The sequence below is a fragment of the Deltaproteobacteria bacterium genome (genome assembly GCA_030654105.1).
GTDB lineage: Bacteria > Desulfobacterota > SM23-61 > SM23-61 > SM23-61 > JAHJQK01.
The window spans coordinates 1-17,140 of sequence record JAURYC010000289.1 but is presented as its reverse complement, the minus strand read 5'-3'; the positions used below and the strand labels follow the sequence as shown (position 1 = coordinate 17,140).

16 protein-coding genes are annotated in these 17,140 nt (G+C 52.0%); 7 read left to right on the top strand and 9 right to left on the bottom strand.

Annotated features, from left to right (window positions below; all coding sequences use genetic code 11):
* The first annotated feature begins 162 nt into the window (after positions 1–162).
* Positions 163–1,374: an aldo/keto reductase gene (locus tag Q7V48_12660; protein ID MDO9211580.1), complete on the top strand. Its 1,212-nt coding sequence runs from the start codon at positions 163–165 to the stop codon at positions 1,372–1,374.
* A 24-nt stretch (positions 1,375–1,398) separates the two neighbouring features.
* Positions 1,399–2,292 carry a hypothetical protein gene (locus Q7V48_12655; protein MDO9211579.1) on the top strand — a complete coding sequence of 298 codons (894 nt, stop codon included), beginning with the start codon at positions 1,399–1,401 and terminating at the stop codon, positions 2,290–2,292.
* A gap of 33 nt (positions 2,293–2,325) precedes the next feature.
* On the opposite strand, the gene ilvD is transcribed toward Q7V48_12655, so the two are convergent.
* Positions 2,326–4,035 (bottom strand): dihydroxy-acid dehydratase, encoded by a 1,710-nt coding sequence (ilvD, locus tag Q7V48_12650; GenBank protein ID MDO9211578.1) that lies wholly within the window; start codon positions 4,033–4,035, stop codon positions 2,326–2,328.
* A 160-nt stretch (positions 4,036–4,195) separates the two neighbouring features.
* On the opposite strand from ilvD, the gene Q7V48_12645 reads away from it, so the two are divergent.
* The 3 genes from Q7V48_12645 to Q7V48_12635 all read left to right on the top strand — a co-directional run bounded on the left by Q7V48_12645 (position 4,196) and on the right by Q7V48_12635 (position 7,822).
* Positions 4,196–5,374 (top strand): 4Fe-4S binding protein, encoded by a 1,179-nt coding sequence (locus Q7V48_12645; GenBank protein MDO9211577.1) that lies wholly within the window; start codon positions 4,196–4,198, stop codon positions 5,372–5,374.
* A 76-nt stretch (positions 5,375–5,450) separates the two neighbouring features.
* On the top strand, positions 5,451–6,668 hold the full coding sequence (locus tag Q7V48_12640; GenBank protein ID MDO9211576.1) for a DUF362 domain-containing protein: 1,218 nt from the start codon (positions 5,451–5,453) through the stop codon (positions 6,666–6,668).
* A gap of 122 nt (positions 6,669–6,790) precedes the next feature.
* Positions 6,791–7,822, top strand: a complete 1,032-nt coding sequence (locus tag Q7V48_12635) for an alcohol dehydrogenase catalytic domain-containing protein (GenBank protein ID MDO9211575.1) — start codon at positions 6,791–6,793, stop codon at positions 7,820–7,822.
* Positions 7,823–7,839: 17 nt separating this feature from the next.
* On the opposite strand, the gene Q7V48_12630 is transcribed toward Q7V48_12635, so the two are convergent.
* The 6 genes from Q7V48_12630 to Q7V48_12605 form a co-directional block, all read right to left on the bottom strand.
* A complete protein-coding gene (locus Q7V48_12630) occupies positions 7,840–8,595 on the bottom strand; it encodes a glucosamine-6-phosphate deaminase (GenBank protein MDO9211574.1) in 756 nt (251 codons plus the stop codon).
* 133 nt (positions 8,596–8,728) lie between these two features.
* Positions 8,729–9,496, bottom strand: a complete 768-nt coding sequence (locus Q7V48_12625; protein ID MDO9211573.1) for an ABC transporter ATP-binding protein — start codon at positions 9,494–9,496, stop codon at positions 8,729–8,731.
* Between the two features lie 73 nt (positions 9,497–9,569).
* Positions 9,570–9,812: a hypothetical protein gene (locus Q7V48_12620; GenBank protein ID MDO9211572.1), complete on the bottom strand. Its 243-nt coding sequence runs from the start codon at positions 9,810–9,812 to the stop codon at positions 9,570–9,572.
* Between the two features lie 39 nt (positions 9,813–9,851).
* Complete coding sequence (locus tag Q7V48_12615) at positions 9,852–10,583, bottom strand: ABC transporter substrate-binding protein (protein MDO9211571.1); 732 nt, start codon at positions 10,581–10,583, stop codon at positions 9,852–9,854.
* 134 nt (positions 10,584–10,717) lie between these two features.
* Positions 10,718–11,479 carry an ABC transporter permease gene (locus Q7V48_12610; protein MDO9211570.1) on the bottom strand — a complete coding sequence of 254 codons (762 nt, stop codon included), beginning with the start codon at positions 11,477–11,479 and terminating at the stop codon, positions 10,718–10,720.
* Positions 11,480–11,489: 10 nt separating this feature from the next.
* A complete protein-coding gene (locus Q7V48_12605; GenBank protein ID MDO9211569.1) occupies positions 11,490–12,581 on the bottom strand; it encodes a M20/M25/M40 family metallo-hydrolase in 1,092 nt (363 codons plus the stop codon).
* A gap of 239 nt (positions 12,582–12,820) precedes the next feature.
* Between Q7V48_12605 and Q7V48_12600 the strand changes: the two genes are divergently transcribed.
* Positions 12,821–14,011 (top strand): Gfo/Idh/MocA family oxidoreductase, encoded by a 1,191-nt coding sequence (locus Q7V48_12600; GenBank protein MDO9211568.1) that lies wholly within the window; start codon positions 12,821–12,823, stop codon positions 14,009–14,011.
* Positions 14,012–14,196: 185 nt separating this feature from the next.
* Positions 14,197–15,420 (top strand): 4Fe-4S binding protein, encoded by a 1,224-nt coding sequence (locus Q7V48_12595; GenBank protein ID MDO9211567.1) that lies wholly within the window; start codon positions 14,197–14,199, stop codon positions 15,418–15,420.
* A gap of 129 nt (positions 15,421–15,549) precedes the next feature.
* On the opposite strand, the gene Q7V48_12590 is transcribed toward Q7V48_12595, so the two are convergent.
* Together Q7V48_12590 and Q7V48_12585 are read right to left on the bottom strand one after the other, a co-directional pair.
* Positions 15,550–16,776 carry a pyruvate carboxyltransferase gene (locus Q7V48_12590; protein MDO9211566.1) on the bottom strand — a complete coding sequence of 409 codons (1,227 nt, stop codon included), beginning with the start codon at positions 16,774–16,776 and terminating at the stop codon, positions 15,550–15,552.
* 111 nt (positions 16,777–16,887) lie between these two features.
* Positions 16,888–17,140: dihydrodipicolinate reductase C-terminal domain-containing protein (locus Q7V48_12585; protein MDO9211565.1), on the bottom strand; the 253-nt coding region annotated here is incomplete at its 5' end.

Here is a 17,140-nt window from a genome sequence, read left to right as displayed (position 1 = left end):
AAAATTAGATCCAATGCCAGCAAGATAAATTGCTTGTCCCCCTCCAAGGGGACTTCGCAAAAGCATGCTTCGCCTAAAGGCGAGGGATTTCAACCATCCCCGAAAGGGACATTAAAAAAGCGATTGGGTCGGAGATTCCCGTAGAGTGGAGGGTCTTTGGAGATGGCTAAAAGAGAGATGGGTCGAAGGGATTTTTTAAGGTCGTCGTTGGCCAGTATGGGGGGGTTCCTTTATCTGAGTTCCACCGAGAAACAACCGCAAGAAAAGGGGGAGGAGGAAAAGGGAACCGAGAAAAAGATGGCCTACCGGGTCCTGGGAAAAACAGGGATCAGGCTGCCGGTTATTACTATGGGTGTGATGAATACGGACAATCCCAACCTGGTCCGGGCTGCCTTGAATGCCAGCATGTTTCACCTGGATACCGCTCAAACCTATCAAAGAGGCACGAATGAGGCCATGATCGGGGAGGTGCTCAAGGGTCGTCCTCGGGATTCTTTTGCGATTTCCACCAAAGCGCGCCTGCCCAATGATCAAAATACCGGACTTTATCCGGCCGAAGCGACGGAAGAAGCTTTTACCAAGAAAATTGATACGAGCCTTAAGAGTTTGGGGCTGGATTATGTAGATGTTTATCACCATCACAACGTATGGAGACGAGAATCCGCTCTGTATGAACCGATTATGAAAGCCCTGGAAAAGGCGAAAAAAGCGGGGAAGGTTCGTTTTGTGGGGATCACTACCCACCGGAATGAACCGGAAGTAATCCAGGCGGCCGTTGACTCCAAATTTTATGACGTTGTTCTGCCAGCCTACAATTTCCGGCAGAAACATGCCGCCGAAGTGAAGAAGGCCATCGCCAGAGCAGCGGAAGCCGGTTTGGGGGTCGTGGCCATGAAAACCATCGGAGGAAATGTTCGTGGGAGCTATACGTCAGAAACAATAGACGCCCCGGCTGCCTTGAAATGGGCTTTGCAGGATCCCAACGTGCATACCATCATCGCCGGGTTCACCACCTTTGACCAAATGAATCTGGACCTGGCGGTGATGAAAGATATCGCTCTCACTCAATCGGAAAAAAACCACCTTCGCCGGGCCACACTCTTTTCGGGTCTCTACTGTCAGGGCTGCGGGCAATGTTTGGGCCAATGCGCCAAGCAGCTCCCAATTCCCGACCTGATGCGAGCCTACATGTATGTTTACGGATACCGGAATCTGGTTGCAGCCCAAGATCTCTTGTTCTCATTGAATCTTCCTTCCGACCTCTGTGGAGACTGCTCCTCATGTCCGGTAAAATGTTTAAATCGATGGAACGTTTCTGCCCGGATCCAGGATGTCGTCCGCCTGCGGGAAGTTCCCCCTGGTTTCGTTGCCTGATAAGCTATGGAGGAGGAAGAAAAGATGAAAAACTTTGGGTTCGTAAAGATGTCCATCATCCTCCTTTCTTTTTATCTCATGCTGGGGGTGAGAACACCCTGGGGGGATGCGTTGGCGGAAGGGAAAACTTTTGTTTTTCCGGAAGCGAGCGGGTGGAAACAAGCAGAAAAACCCCAGGTTTTTTCTCCCGAAACTATCTACGAATACATCAACGGAGCCGCCGATCTCTATTTAAAGTACGATTTTCAAGACCTGCAGGTGGCCGAATACCGGAATGAGAAGAAGGCCTCGGTGACCGTTGAAATCTATCGCCACCGGACTCCGAATCATGCTTTCGGAATCTACAGCCAGGAGCGTCTGGCGAATGCCAACTTCCTGAATATCGGGGCGCAGGGATACAGCGAGAGTATGGTCCTGAATTTTGTCAAAGGCCCCTACTATGTAAAAATTAACAGCTACAACACTGGCGCGGATGATCAGGAGATCCTGCTTACCTTCGCCCGGAAGGTTGCCCAAAATTTAGAAGGGCAAGCATCGCTTCCCGCGATTTTATCTTCCTTCCCTGCCGAGGGGAAAAATAAAAATTCGGAAAAATTCATAGCCAAAGACTTCCTGGGTTACTCCTTTTTTCATTCGGGGTTTACCGCTGACTACGAGCTTTTAGGGAAGAAATTTAAGATCTTCGTCATCGAGGGCAAAAATCAGAATGACTGCCGGGACATGATGGAGAAATACCTGAAGCAGACTGAAAATTTGGAGAAGAAATCTGGTGAAGGCGCCTATCGTTTGCAGGACCCCTATCATGGGAAGGTAGACCTTCACTGGAAAGGAAAATACATCTGGGGGACCATGAATCTGGGTGACCCCGATTTCCGGTCCAAATACCTACAACACTTTGAAAGTTTTTCCAAGAAATAAGAAGACATTTTCACGCTGGATCAGTGAATGATTCTATATTTTTTTCCACGGCGCCGGATGAGCCACCAGCCGGGCCCCCTGGTGGGCTTGCTCGGCGTTGACCGCAAACAGGCCGAGGATGCCCGGCGCGTTCTTCATCTTTGGAGGCTGCCATGCGGTCCGGCGCTTTTTCCATTCGGCACCGGACACTTCCGCATTCAAGGACCGGTCGGGAAGGTTGATGGAGATTATATCCCCATTTTTTACCAAAGCCAATGGGCCGCCTATGGCGGCTTCTGGCGAGACTTGACATACACCCAACCCCCGGGCGAACCCGGAGAATCGCCCATCGGTTACCACGGCCAGCTTGCCTTCAAGGCCCATCCCTACCACCGTGGCTAAAAGAGCATAAATATCTGGCATACCTGGAGCTCCCCGTGGACCGGCGTAGCGAACCACCATCACTTCTCCCCCCTTGACCTTTCCCTTTTTCAAAGCGGCCACAGCTTCTTCCTGAGAATTAAAGCACCGCGCCGGCCCGCGATGAGATGGAATGGTGTTATTAAGCATGCGCGCTAAAGAGCTGATAGGAGCCAGATTCCCTTTGAGCACGGCAATCCCACCGTGAGCAAGCAAGGGATCATCCAGAGCACGGACTGTCCGCCTGCCCCGCTTCAGGCTCTCCCTTCCCAATTTGACCCAGTCGGCTACTGAGCGTCCGTCTGCGCCTTTGGCTTTCAAATTTAAAAATGGCTGCAACTCAGCCATGATCGCCGGGACTCCGCCGTCCTCATGAAGGTCGGGAAGGAAATACTTCCCCACCGGCCGGATATCGGAGATACAAGGGGTAGTGCGGCTGAAGCGGTCTACCTTCTCTATATTCATTTCCCCCTCCAGGCCGAGTTCCCGGGCCAGAGCCAGAATGTGCAAGATTCCGTTGGTCGATCCTCCGAGAGCCATGCAGACCCGGAGCATGTTCTCCAAATTTTTGGCGCCGAGGATGGAACGCGCTGTTTCCCCGCGCCTAACCATTCTGACAATGGCTTCTCCTGAAGTTTTCCCCAGACGTAATCTTTCGGCAGATACTGCCCGGGCCGTGGCGGCCAATGGAAGAGTCAAGCCAACGGCTTCAGCCAGGCACTGCATGGTATTGGCCGTCCCCATGATGGGACAGGCGCCTGGTGAAGGACAGACCGCATCCTCCAAAAGTTCAATTTTTTTCAGGTCTGCCTTCCCCATAGGAAGGGCGCCGAAAATAACCTCATCCAGGTCGGAGAGGGAAACCTGCTCGCCTTCACAAGAACCGACCTCCATACATCCACCTGGCAGGATAAGGCAAGGGAGGTCCAAGCGGGCAGCAGCCAGCAGCGCTCCGGGTACGACTTTATCACAGGAAACCAGGATGACCATTCCGTCAAAGATCTGCTGCTCGATGATGGCTTCGATGTCAAAGGCCAGGAGGTCCCGCGTTGGCAGGTCGTAGCGCATCATCGGCTCTCCCAGGCTGGCTGTCGGGCACTGAGAGATGGCCGCAAATTCCAGGGGAGTTCCCCCGGCCTTCCAGATGCCATCGCGTACCGTGCGGGTTAAATGATCCAGATTGTAATGGCCGGGACAAACTTCCCCCCAGGTATTCACGATAGCGATCAAAGGGCGGCTCAAATCATCCGTCGTGTACCCCATAGCTTTGTACACAGCCCGGCGATGTGCTCCGGAAGGACCATGGTAATACTTTTTTGTTTTCCATTCTTTTTTGTGGATCATCTCTTATCCTTTCAGGTTGATGATTTACCAGACATTATCGCATGGAAGGAGGAGTTAATTCAATTTAAAATTCCCCTCGCATTCTTCGGCCCACCTGGCTTTTGAAGCAGACTTGTGTTATAAAAAAAGTACAGTAAAATCAGAAAGGATTTTCAAGTCGATGCCTGACCTGAAAATAAAAATCAAAGACGTTGTCCTGAAAAATCCGCTTATCATCGCCTCCGGGACGCCTACGTACGGATCGTCCATGGTAAAAAAGTGTATCCGCAGTGAGGCGGCGGCCTTTGTCACCAAAACTCTTTGTTATACCGAATGGCTCCAGAAACAACCCCGGCCTCGCTGGCATATAGAGCACCCCGAAGCCATCGATAATAGCGGTTATTTTTCCCTTTACTCCACGGAACGCCTCAATCCCACACCACCCGAAGAATATGCCAAGAAAATGAAGGGGTATGCGCAGGAAGCCCACGATTTCGACGTGCGGGTGATCGCCTCCATCGCCGGGACGGACCCGGAGACCTGGGCGAGGCTCACCGACCTGGTCACGGAGAACGGGGCTGATCTAATCGAGCTAAACCTGCAATGTCCCCACGTGGAGAAAGGACAGCCAACCGGAATGGTCGCTGGACGCGATCCTGAACTCTGTTACTCCATTTTAGAACTGGTACGGAAACGAACCCCTCTTCCGGTAATCGGTAAGATCGTGGGGGAAGGGGTGGATCCGATCCAGGTTGCCCGCCGCATGATTGCCGGCGGGGCCGATGCTGTGGTCATCACTGGCAGATTCCAAGGTCTTTATCTGGACATTGCCACCGAAAAGCCTCTCCATTGGGGTGGTATGGGTGGGTACGGTGGATTTTGGCAGGCTCCCATCATTCGCAAGTGGCTCGTCCGCGCTTCCGAGGCCAACTTGGGAGTGCCGGTGATCGGTGGGGCAGGCATCGGCACGTACGAAGATGTTATTTCCTACATTCTCTGCGGGGCTACCGCGGTCCAGACCTGCGCGGCCATCATCGTTTACGGGCACAAGATCATCAAACGCTGGCTCCGGCAAATCTCCGGCTGGATGGATGCCAAAGGATATCGTTCCCTTGCCGATTTCTCCGGCCGCTCCGTAGGTAAGATCATCGCTCCGAGCCAGATTCCCGGGGATGTGCCCTACGTTTCCCGCATTGACCCGGATGCCTGCCAGAAGTGTCTCAGGTGCCTGGAAGCCTGCCCGTATGAGGCCATTGCCGTCGTCGAGAAAAAACTGGTGGTTGACCCGGAAAAATGCGACGGTTGCCGCCTCTGCGTGGCCCTTTGTCCGCAAGGCGCCGCCGAGTTTTATCAAAAATAATCGGGGACGCAGATTGCCGCAGATCAACGCCGATAAAACATGAAATAACCGTAAGGCGCAAGGAGTTAGGCGCGAAATGGTGAAAAAGAAAATGCTTACTTCAGTTGCTATCGTCAAGGGAAAGAATGGAAAAGACCTGAACGAAGTCCGGAGGATGATGGGAGAGCTCTTTACCCTCATCGGACCGGCTTCGCAAATCATTCCCCCCAATAGCCGGGTGCTGATCAAGCCCAATCTCACCGCCGAAGAGAATCTCTGGGAAAAAGGAATTCTCACCGGACCGGTTTTTATGCAGGCTTTGGTGGAGGAGGTGCAAAAAGCCAATCCGGCGGAAGTGATCATTGCCGAGGCCATTGCCATCGGCTTAAACACGAAAAAGGCTTTTGCCGCCAACGGCTACGAAGAAGTGGCCAGAGTGACAGGAGCCCGGCTCATGGACCTATACGACGGAGAATTCGAAGAGATCAAAACTCCGGAAGGGGGAATTCTTAAAAGCGTTCATGTTTCTAAAGAAGTTTTACGGGCTGATTTCTTCATCAACGCCCCCGTTCTTAAAACCCATTTCGCCAGCACTATTACGGCCGCCATGAAAAATCTGAAGGGAACTACTACCTATGATGAAAAAAAAAGATTCCATTATTTAGGCCTCAACAAGGCGGTGGCCGAGCTCAACGCCGTTTTGAAGCCTCATCTCATTGTAGTGGACGCGCTGATCGCCTTGGAAGGGGATGGTCCCATCGCTGGTACACCGGTAGGTTTAAACCTATTGCTGGCTGGCACAGATGCGGTGGCTGTAGATACCATAGCTGCGCGGATCATGGACATCGAGCCGACGGAAGTCCTCGCTCTCTGCCTGGCTCAGGGCATGGGCTATGGTATCTGGGATGAAAAGGAAATTCAAATCCTCGGCAGATCCATCAAAGAAGTTCGTCGCCCCTTTGTCCGCGCCTGCGCCCCGCTCCATCTGGACGTGGAGAAAATCCGCTTCCTCGACGGCCAGGCCTGCAACGCCTGCCGCAACGGGTTACGCGTGGCCATGGATCGCATGCGGGCTGTAGGTATTTCCCTGGATAAATTACCCAGGCTGGAAATCAGCATGGGGTCCCAAGCCAAGCTTGCGGAATCTTCGGATTGGATCCAGCTTCCCATCGGCAATTGCCAGAAACAATACAAGCATCTTCCCAACTACGTTCCAGGCTGCCCTCCCCCGGCTTTTCTCATGGCCGATCAGGTGCGTGAAATTATGGGAGGGCAACGAAAGTTCGGGCCGAAGAAAGACTACATCATGGAATAACCGAATGCGGAGTGTGGGATGCGTAATGCGGAATATTTTTTATTCATAAAACCTCTTTTTTATCCAATTCTGAATTCGCCATTCTGAATTCCGCATTCAGAAAAAGGCCGGAGGCATTTTTTATGAATGAATATCCCATGGCTTTCGTTACCGCCCCAGGGCGGGTGGAATTTAAAAACAGAATCCTCCCTTCCCTCAAGGATGACGACGTCTTAATCAAGGTCAAAGCCTGCAGTATCTGCGGTGGTGATCTTCACCTCTATAAAGGGAAGCATCCCTTCGCTCAACTTCCCATGGCCATCGGCCACGAAATTTCCGGAGCAGTAATCAAAAGGGGTCGGGACGTAAGGAAAGTTTCCCCGGGAGACCGGGTGGCGATTGAACCCGTGATCACCTGCGGCCAATGCTATTTTTGTTTGCGGGGAGAATATCATCTCTGCCAGAATATCGCCTATCAATACAGCATCGGTCAGGGAGGATTCACCCCGTACTTTGTTGTATCGGAGAACCGAGTTCACCGTCTCCCGGATTTTATCTCCTATGAGGAGGGTTCTCTCCTGGAACCTCTGGCCGTAGCCGTGCACGCTGTTCGCAAGGCCGAGGTGGAGCGGGGGCAGAGCGCAGCCATCTTCGGTGCCGGGGGCATCGGCCTTTTCTTACTCCAGGCTCTGAAAGCCGCCGATTGTAGTGAAGTCTTTATTGTTGATGTCCTCAGACACCGCCTGGATACGGCCCTTACCCTGGGGGCTAATCTTGCTATCAACGTTTCGGAAGAAAACCCGGTAGAAACGATATTCCGGGAAACCAAAGGGCTGGGTGTGGACCGATCCTTCGAAGCCGTGGGCCTGGAAAAAACCTTACGGCAAAGCGCTGAATCTTTGAAGAAAGGGGGAATTTGTGTCCTGCTGGGCCTCTTTGAAAACCCCCTTGAGGTCAACTTTCCCGTGAATCTCTTTGCCCAACGTGAAATTCAGATTCGAGGAAGCCGAGGTTACTGCGGGGATTTTCAGGTGGCCCTGGAGTTGTTAGAAAAAAAGAAGGTGCGGTTAAAACCTATCATCTCCCATCAGCTTCCTTTGGGCAGTTTAGAACAGGCCTTCGAAATCCTTTTGGATCCCAACAGCCAGGCCAACAAGGTCGTTATCCAGCTTTAAACTCCTGGTGGCCGATCCTACCTTAACTCTCCGGCTGAATCCTGATCCAGGTAAACTTTAACCTGCCGGTGCAGCCTCAGGGCGGATGAGGGACAGGCGGAAGAAACGGGCCCCTCCCACATTTTTTTCACCGCCGCCGCTTTTGGGGGTCCGGGAACGATGGTATATATTTCTTTGGCCGAGAGGATCGCCGGAATCGTCAGGGTGAGCGCCCTTCGCGGAACTGCTTTCAGGGAGGAATACCTCGCCTGCGGGTTGGGGTGGTCTTTATAATCCCGGTACTGCTGTCTGACGGAGCGGGAATCGAGGGTGATCCGTCTTACCATCAGCGGATCCTCTAAATCCGAACCGGGTTCGTTGAAAGCGATGTGGCCGTTCTCGCCGATGCCGATACAGGCGATATCCAACCCTGCACTTTTCTGGATGAGCCTGGCGTATTGCCGTGCCACCTGGTCTGCTCCGCCTTGCAGGGCTTTCATGAAATAGACCTCTTTCGGGTGAACGTGGTCGAAAAGGTGCTCTCGCAAATAAACCTCGAAAGTGTTCGGATGATTCCGGGGAAGATCTACATACTCATCCAGGTGAAAACAGGTGGCCTGGGGCCATACAGCACCCTTCGTTTTCGACAGGTGGGCCAAAAATTCATTCTGCGAGGGGGCCGCGGCAAAAACAATGGTGACTTTGCCCTTTGCTTGCACGAACCGCTTCATAGCCTGGGATACATCCCAGGCGGCAGCCTTGCCCATCTCCTCGCGCGTGGGGAAGATATTCATTTCCAGGGAACGCTTTTCAGGAAGTGGGTCCTTATTTATTTTCTCACCTTTTAAAAATTCGGAATGCGGAATTCAGAATGCGGAATGAAAATCTTTAATTCCGCACTCCGCAATTCGCATTCCGCATTTAAGATCATTTCTCCTCCAAAAGCTTGTAGATGTCTAGGCAGAGCCGGCCGAATTCTTTTTCCGCCTTCATCTCCATGGTGCGGGGGCGAGGAAGATTGATGTCAATGGCAGCAACCATGCGGGCCGGCCTGGCGCTGAGAACAATCACCCGGTCCGCCAGAAAGACGGCCTCCTGAATCCCATGAGTAACGAAGAGGACGGTCTTACCTGTCTCCTGCCAGATGCGCAGGATTTCCAGGTTCATCTTCTCCCGCGTCAAGGCATCCAGGGCACCGAAAGGTTCATCCATTAAAAGGAGCTGAGGATTGTGGATCAAGGCCCGGCTGATCGAAGCCCGCTGCTGCATTCCCCCGGAGAGTTCGTTCGGATAGCTCTTCTCAAACCCTTCCAGACCGACCAGCTGCAAAAGCTCCATGGCCTTAGAATAATAACGCTTGCGGTCCAGCCTCAGGATTTCCACCGGGAGAAGGACATTTTCCACTATCGAACGCCACTTTAGAAGTACGGGCCGCTGGAAGACCATGCCTACATCCCGCGTGGGGTCAAAATATCCCCCGGCAGAAAATAGCAGTTCCCCGTCCGTTTTGGTCAGAAGGCCGGAGATGATTTTTAATAGGGTGGTTTTACCGCAACCCGAGGGGCCAACCAGGGTGATGAACTCCCCACGGAAGACATCGAAGGTCACATCCTGCAGGGCGCAAACCTCTCCCGCTTTGGTAAGATAGATTTTTCTCAGGTTGCGGATGTTGATAAATGGGCTGTGGTTGTTCATAGAAAAAGCCATCATTCACCGCAGAGCGCGCTGAGATCGCCGAGATTAAAAGAAATGCGGTGAAGATCTTCCGTTATTTTACCTCGATGGGCAATGGAATTTTCGTTAAAAATTCGTTGGTATACATATCGCTGGGTTTCATGTCCACCTTCAAGTCTCTGTACTGCGCGATAATTTTGATGGAGTCGGCCATTTTCTTATCATCCACCCAGCCAATACCATTCTTTTGATAGCGTTCGGTCCGGAAAAGGTCGATGATCAGCTTCAGGTTGGCCAGCATGAGGGGCTTATCGATCTCCGTCCGATACTTGGCCATGATATTAATGGCTTCCTCCGGGTTCTTCAGGGTGAATTCTCATCCACGCAGCGAGGCCTTGACAAATCTCTTGATGATACCGGGGTTTTCTTTTGCATATTTGTCCGTAACAACAATGGCATTGGAATAAACATCCACCCCCCAGTCGGCAAACATCATAAACTTCACCTTGTCTGGCCCGAAAGCCTTGTAATAGAAGGGGGCTCCGGAGTAAAAGTCGAAGACCACATCCACCTGCTTGGAGACCAGGGCACTCAGCTTCGCTTCCGGGGCGATGTTCACGAAAGTTACCTTACCTGGATCAAACCCGTTGGCAATCGCCAGGGCAGGAAAGATCGTCCGCTGGGCATCTCCAGGAGGGGCCCCGATTTTCTTACCAACCAGATCTTTGGGGCTGTTAATCCCGGAATCCTTCCACATCCACATGCAGTACGGGCTCTTATCAAAAAGCATGGACACATTCTTGATCTTCGCTCCTTGGGCCCTCGCTACAATCCCCACGCCGGTGTCCACGATCCCGAACTCTGCTGATCCAACGTCGATCTTCTTGGCCACATCAGCCGATCCTTTCCCGGGGATGATATTGACCTCCAGCCCTTCTTCTTTGTACCAGCCCTTTTCCGTGGCCACGAAATAAGGCGAATGGTCCCCCACGTAAAACCAATTCAGGTTGAGGGTTACCTTATCTGTTGCCAGGCCCATGCTGCTCCAGGCAAGGAACAAAAAGCCGATAAAAACCGTACTTCCAATCCTTTTAATTTTTCTTTTCATCTTATTGCCCCTCCTTTTTATTTTACTCGGCTAAAGACTCCTGGTTGGGAACTGATTTTCTTCTCCTCCCCCCATCTCCGTTTCTCCCCATCTCCCCATCCCCCTATCCCTATATCTTTCTTTCCCCTATCTTCCTATTTCTGCTTCTCCCAGGGCATTAAAACTCTTTCCATGACCTCCACTGCCCAAAAAAGGCCCATACCGATCGCTGAAATCAGAATCAACGAGCCGAATATCGCCGGAGTAGAAAGAGTGGTCTGCGAGGAGATAATCACTGACCCCAGGCCCTTATCGGATGCGATAAATTCTCCGACGATTGCCCCTACGACGGCTGTTGTAGAGGTAATTTTCAAACCGGAAAATATATAAGGTAAGGAATTGGGTAACTGGATCATTTTCAACTTCTGCCATTTTGTGGCGTGAAGATAATTCACCAGGTCCAACAGGTCTTCTTCCACTGCTACCAACCCCGTGGCCGTATTAATCACCATGGGAAAGAAAGAAATCAAAACCACGATGAGAATGTTGGGCAGGATGCCATACCCAAACCAGATCATAAAAAGAGGGGCTATGGCGATCTTGGGCAACGTATTCACGAACACCAGGAAGGGGAGGATGGCCCGTTTCAGCCAATCTGACCAGATAATGGCAATACCCAGAAACACCCCCACCAATGCCGAGAGGATAAAACCTCCAACCACCTCGTAAAAAGTGGCCATAAAGTTAAACGACCACCGGTATTTGGCTTCAAAAAGGGTTTTAATGGCCGCCAGGGGGGTAGGTAGAATATATTCCTTGATGCCCAAAAGGACCACCCCAAAGTGCCAGACCACTAAAACAATCACAAACACCGAAATGGTCTGAGTATTCTTCTTCACCCACTCCGACAACTTCAAGCTTTACTCCTTAATCTTCTCTGAGAAAATCCAGGTCCTTCTTTGCGAGCCCGCGGCGGAGCATCCCCTCGGCCAATTCCAGACAGGATTCCATGTCTCCAAGATGGCAGACTGAGGAAGGGGCATGAGAATACCGGGTGGGAATTCCTAAGGAGATGCAGGGGATGCCTGTAAATTCCTGAGATACGGCAGCCGCATCCGTGTAAGAATTACCGTAGAGGGCCTGGAGTTGGATGGGGGTACCCTTTTCTTTACTTACCTGCAGGGCCATCTCCTTCAGCCCTGGGTTGATAAAATATCCTCTTTTGGGTGATTCCAAAAAATCCCCTAGGTTAATAACTACCCCGGAACCCAGCCGCACCGGCTTGCTGCTCACCGGGCTCTCTGGAGTGTCGCCGGCAAGGGCCACATCCACAGCCATGAACCAATCCGGGCGGGTGAAGTGCGCGGCCGTGCGTGCCCCTCCCAAACCTCTCTCTTCCTGGACAGTACCAATCGCCCAGACCGTTCCGGGGAAATTACCGTCCGCCAGCCTTTCCATGAGCGCCACCAGGATCGCGCAAGCCGCCCGGTTGTCCATGGCTTTGCCGCAGCAGTAATCAGGATTGTTCCACCGGCCAAAAGGCACATCGAAGGAAATCTGGTCGCCAATGGAAATGCCCATCCGTTCGACCTCTTCCGCACTTTTTGCCCCCACGTCGATGTACAGACTGCGGTGGGGAAGAACGGTGCGTTTTTCTTCCTCGGTCATCAAATGACCTGACTTGATACCCACCATTCCCGGGATTCGGCCAATCCGCACCCGCATACCCGGAAGCCAGGAATCGCTGAACCAGCCCAGTTTGTCGAAGCGGATCATTCCCCGTGGATCAACGTCCCTCACCACCAGGCCGATTTCATCGGTATGGGCGGCGACCATCACAGTCAAGCCGGATGTCCGGCCCGTTTTTCGCGCATAGACGTTCCCGTTCACGCCCACCTGGACTTCATCCGCATACGGGGTCCACTGTTTTTTCAGGTAGCGAACTACTACTTGCTCGTGGCCCGGAAGCCCGTCAAGGAGAGAAAGTTCCTGTAAAAGTTTAGCCAGGTGCTCCTGCACACATTCCTCCCTAAAATTTTAAATTTCCACAATTTACACACTATGAACAATGATCCCAAACGCGCTTAAGTTAACATGAGGAAATAATCCGGTCAACAAAAATTGGCCTTTTGAATTGCGGAATTTGGATTGCGGATTGCGGAATAATCTTTCTTCTTGACAAACAATGTTCAAAATTTTAGCGTAAAGGCAACTCGATTTTTTTCCTACTACCCTTTATCCTCTGGAAAGGAAGAAAAATGACTACGACCGTGAAAGTCGGTATCGTGGGAGCAGGATTCGCTGCCGCTTTCCATCTGCGCTCCTACCGGCAGGTGCAGGGGGTTCCCGTTGAAATCGTTGCCATTGCGGATGTCAACCAAGCCAGGGCTGAAGACTTGGCCAAGCGTTTTGGCATCCCCAAGTGTTACGATGACTTTCGGCATATTTTGGACGACAGGTCGATTCAGGTAGTGGACCTTGTTGTCCCCAACGCTCTGCACCTGCCCATGGTTCTGCAGGCCGCCCAGGCCGATAAACATATCATCTGCGAAAAGCCGCTCACTGGTTATTTCGGCCAGGGGGAACCGGACGATAAAGTCGGCTCCACCCCAAAGAGGGAAATGCTGCGGAAAGTTCGGGAAGACTTGAAAAAAGTCGCCGAAGTAATGGCCGCCCATCCGGTGAAATTTTGCTATGCTGAAAACTGGGTACACGCCCCTGCTTTCAAAAAAGCCTTGGAGCTAATGGAGAAATGTTTCGTTTCCGGAGCCATTTTGGAGATGCGCGGGGAAGAATCGCACAGTGGTTCCCATGCCGAGTATGCTAAGTGGTGGCGGCATGCGGGGGGCGGAGCCATGGCCCGCCTGGGTGCTCACCCCATTGCTTCCGGCCTTTTTTTGAAGCAATTCGAGGGAGGAAAAAAATTCGGCCACCCCATCCTTGCTCGAGAGGTTTGGGCGGACGGAACTGACCTCACCAAAACCTCTGCTTTTGCCGGCACAAAGGGAAGCCCCTTGGTGACAGGTTGGGGAGATGTAGAGACCTGGTCGCAACTCACGATCACCTTTACCGATGGTACCAAAGGGACCTTCTTCGCCGCCGATGACCTTCTGGGCGGGATGGAATCCAACATGGACATCCGTCTTTCCCATGCCCGGATAAAATTTGACCTCTGCCCGGTTCGGGTCTGCCAGTTTTATACCATTGACCCCACCCCGGTTAAAGACGTCTATTTTAACGAAAAGCAGGAAACCAAAGCCGGGCTTTCGTTCCCCAATCCGCACGAAGAGTGGCTCTTGGGGTACCCCCATGAAATTCAGGATTTCATGGAAGCCATCGCTTTCGACCGTCAACCCCTCACAGGTTTAGACCTGGCCATGCAGGTGGTTGAGGTATTATATGCAGGATATGTTTCTGTGGAAGAAGGACGAAAAGTCTCCCTGTCTTAAGCCACAGAGAACACAGAGGGCACAGAGAATAAATTCAACAATCAAATAGAAAAATTGCAACATCAGACAAAATACTTTTTCCCCATGTTTCTGTATTTTGGTTATTGATCATTGATTTCTAATTGATCTCTGTGGGCTCTGTGGGCTCTGTGACCTCTGTGGCTAATTATTTTAGGAGGTTTTAGATGAACGATGATCTTTATTACCTGCCGGTCAAAATCGGCAATGTGGAATTGAAAAATCCCTTCATGGTCGCTTCCGGGCCGACGGCCAAACGCATCGAGCAACTGGAACTCGCCGAGAAATGCGGCTGGGGAGCAGCGGCCATCAAACAGACTTTCAACCCAGTCCCTTACATTAACTATCAACCTCGCTACCGCTGGCTGAAAAAAGAAAAACTCCACACTTTCACAGCCGAATACCGTCTGGATATGGAGAGCGGCCTTCGGCTCGTGGAACAGGCCCGGAAAAAATGCCAAGAAATGGTCATTATTGCCAACTACTCCTATGTCCAGGCGGACCTGGATGGGTGGCAGGATGCGGCCCGGCGTTTTGAAGCTGCCGGAGCGCAAATCCTCGAATTGAACTTCTGCTGCCCGAATATGTCCTTTAATGTGGACGTATCTGCGAAGGCCACTAAGGAGAACCGTCCTTCCTCTGGAGCAAGCATGGGCCAGGATGAAACCTCGGTGCGGCTGGTGCTTGAAAAAACCCGAGAAGTCACCCAACTTCCCCTTATCGCCAAGATTACACCTGAAGGAGGCCGGATCGCTGATGTTTCTAAGGTGGCCTTGGGGGCCGGGGCGGCAGCGGTTTGCAGCGTAGCCAATCGCCTGGGCATTCCTCCCATTGACATCTGGAACTATAAAAAGCCCATTTATAACCTTCAAGGGGAAAACACCATGGGTTGCCTTTCTGGACCTTGGATCAAACCTCTGGCCCTGCGGGATGTTTTTGAGATCCGGAAAATGGTCGGACCCACCCCCCACATCATCGGTACCGGCGGGATTGCTTCCATGGAAGACGCCGTAGAAATGATCATGTGCGGTGCCGACTCCATCGGAGTTTGCACCGAGACCATGATCCACGGGTTCGGCTTTCTGGAAAAATGGATGAAGTCCTTGAAAAATTACATGCAGAAGATGGGCTTTCAGACAGTAAGAGATATTCGGGACCTGCTTATCCAGGAAATTAAATCAGCAGCGGAGCTGACGGTCTGGGCCGGAGTTGCTCAGGTAGACCCAGAAAAATGCTCTTCTTGTGGTCTATGTGTAGAGATCGGACATTGTAATGCCATCGTCCTGACCGATGCCTCAGCGGAGATCAACCCGCAACTCTGCCAGGGTTGCTCAACCTGCATCGACATCTGCCCGAAAAAAGCCATCCAGATGGTGGATGAAAAGATATGAGGGAGAGATGTGGAGATAAAGGGATGGGGACTAAGAATAATCAGTTTGGAGTGTTTAGTTCGGAGTTCGAAGCAATGAGTCTTACCCTCCGAACTCAATACTCCGAACTCCGAATTTCCAATTCTCCAATTATCCGTGAACCACTTGATCGAAGATCTTTTTAAACTCTTGCTCCGTCAGCAACCCTTTTTTCTTAATCGAAGCTTCCTTCACTTTCAAAACGATGGCCTCGCGCTGTTCCTGGGAGGCATCGCCGCCGATCTTTTCCAGCCATTCGGCCACTGAATCGATCCCGCTGCTCTTACCCATGACGATCTCGATGGGGCGTTGCCCCACCAGGGAAGGAACGAAAGGGCCAAGCTCCAGGGGATTTTCATCCCGGCAGCGCCTCACCCAGCTAGTCACAATGCCGGACTCCACGTCCATGAGCGTCTCCCCCACGATGGGGCGGTTGGAAGGAATCTGCGTGTTCGACAGCTCCCGCACCAGCTTGGAAAGGCTGTAAAATTTCTCCGTCTTGATCCCTATGTCAATCCCGTACATAGTTAAAAGGGCCAGGACTAACTCCTCCATGGCGGCATTACCCGCTCGCTCGCCGATTCCTGTAACTGTGGTGTGGGCCACCGTACACCCGCAAGCCAGGGCCATGAGCGTGTTGGCCACTCCCATACCAAAATCATCGTGGAAATGTGGCTCCAAGGGTTTCTTAACGCGTTCCTGAATCCTCTTGATCAGGTGCGGGATGGCATGGGGTGAAATACCCCCGAAGGTATCCACCACGGCCAAGGCATCCATATGCCCCTCGGTGGAAATCTTCTCGATCAAATCTAAAAACCAATTCATATCCGCCCGCGAAGCATCGATCGGGAACCAGACCGTGTATAAGCCTAATTCCTTGGCCAGCAAAGTGGCTTCGATGGAAAGATCGATGGCTTTCTGCAACTCCCACCCGTAAGCATGCTTGATGATATGCTCGCTCGATGGAATCTCCACCACCACTCCCTTCACCCCGCACTCTTTGGCCAGCTTCACATCCGAAACCATGCAACGGGAAAAAGCGAAAATTTCCGGCCCAAAATTCGCCTGAACGATCTCCTTGATAGCCCGTTCATCCTCCTTAGAGACCGCCGGCATTCCTGTTTCGATGCGATGCACTCCTGCTTCTGCCAATGCCTTGGCGATTTTCATTTTATCTTCTAAAGTGTAGGCGATTCCTGCCTGCTGCTCCCCGTCCCGCAGGGTAATATCATGGATCTTGATCTCCTTGGCCGGTGGAAACTGAAATTTCGAGGTAACCTCCGGTTCGTAATTCCAAGGGCTGACAAACCACTTCTCTGTTTTCCAAGGCTGTTTCATTCTTTCTCCTTCCCTTTCTAACAAATTCGGAATTTGGATTTCGGAATTCGGAATCTTTCATTTGTTGATTTCAATTCCGCATTCCGCAATTCGCAATCCGCAATTTAATCGTTATTTGAGTCCCAGCACATCTTGCATATCATAAAGTCCGGGTTTCTGTTTGACCACCCAGCAAGCGGCCCGTACCGCTCCCCGGGCAAAGTTGTCCCGGCTGTGGGCGCGGTGGGTAACCTCTAACCTTTCACCCAGGCCTCCGAAGATTACGGTATGTTCACCGACGATGTCCCCGGCACGGATCGTCTGCATCCCAATTTCCGCCTGTTTTCTTTCCCCGATGATTCCCTTGCGCTCATAGACCCCCACC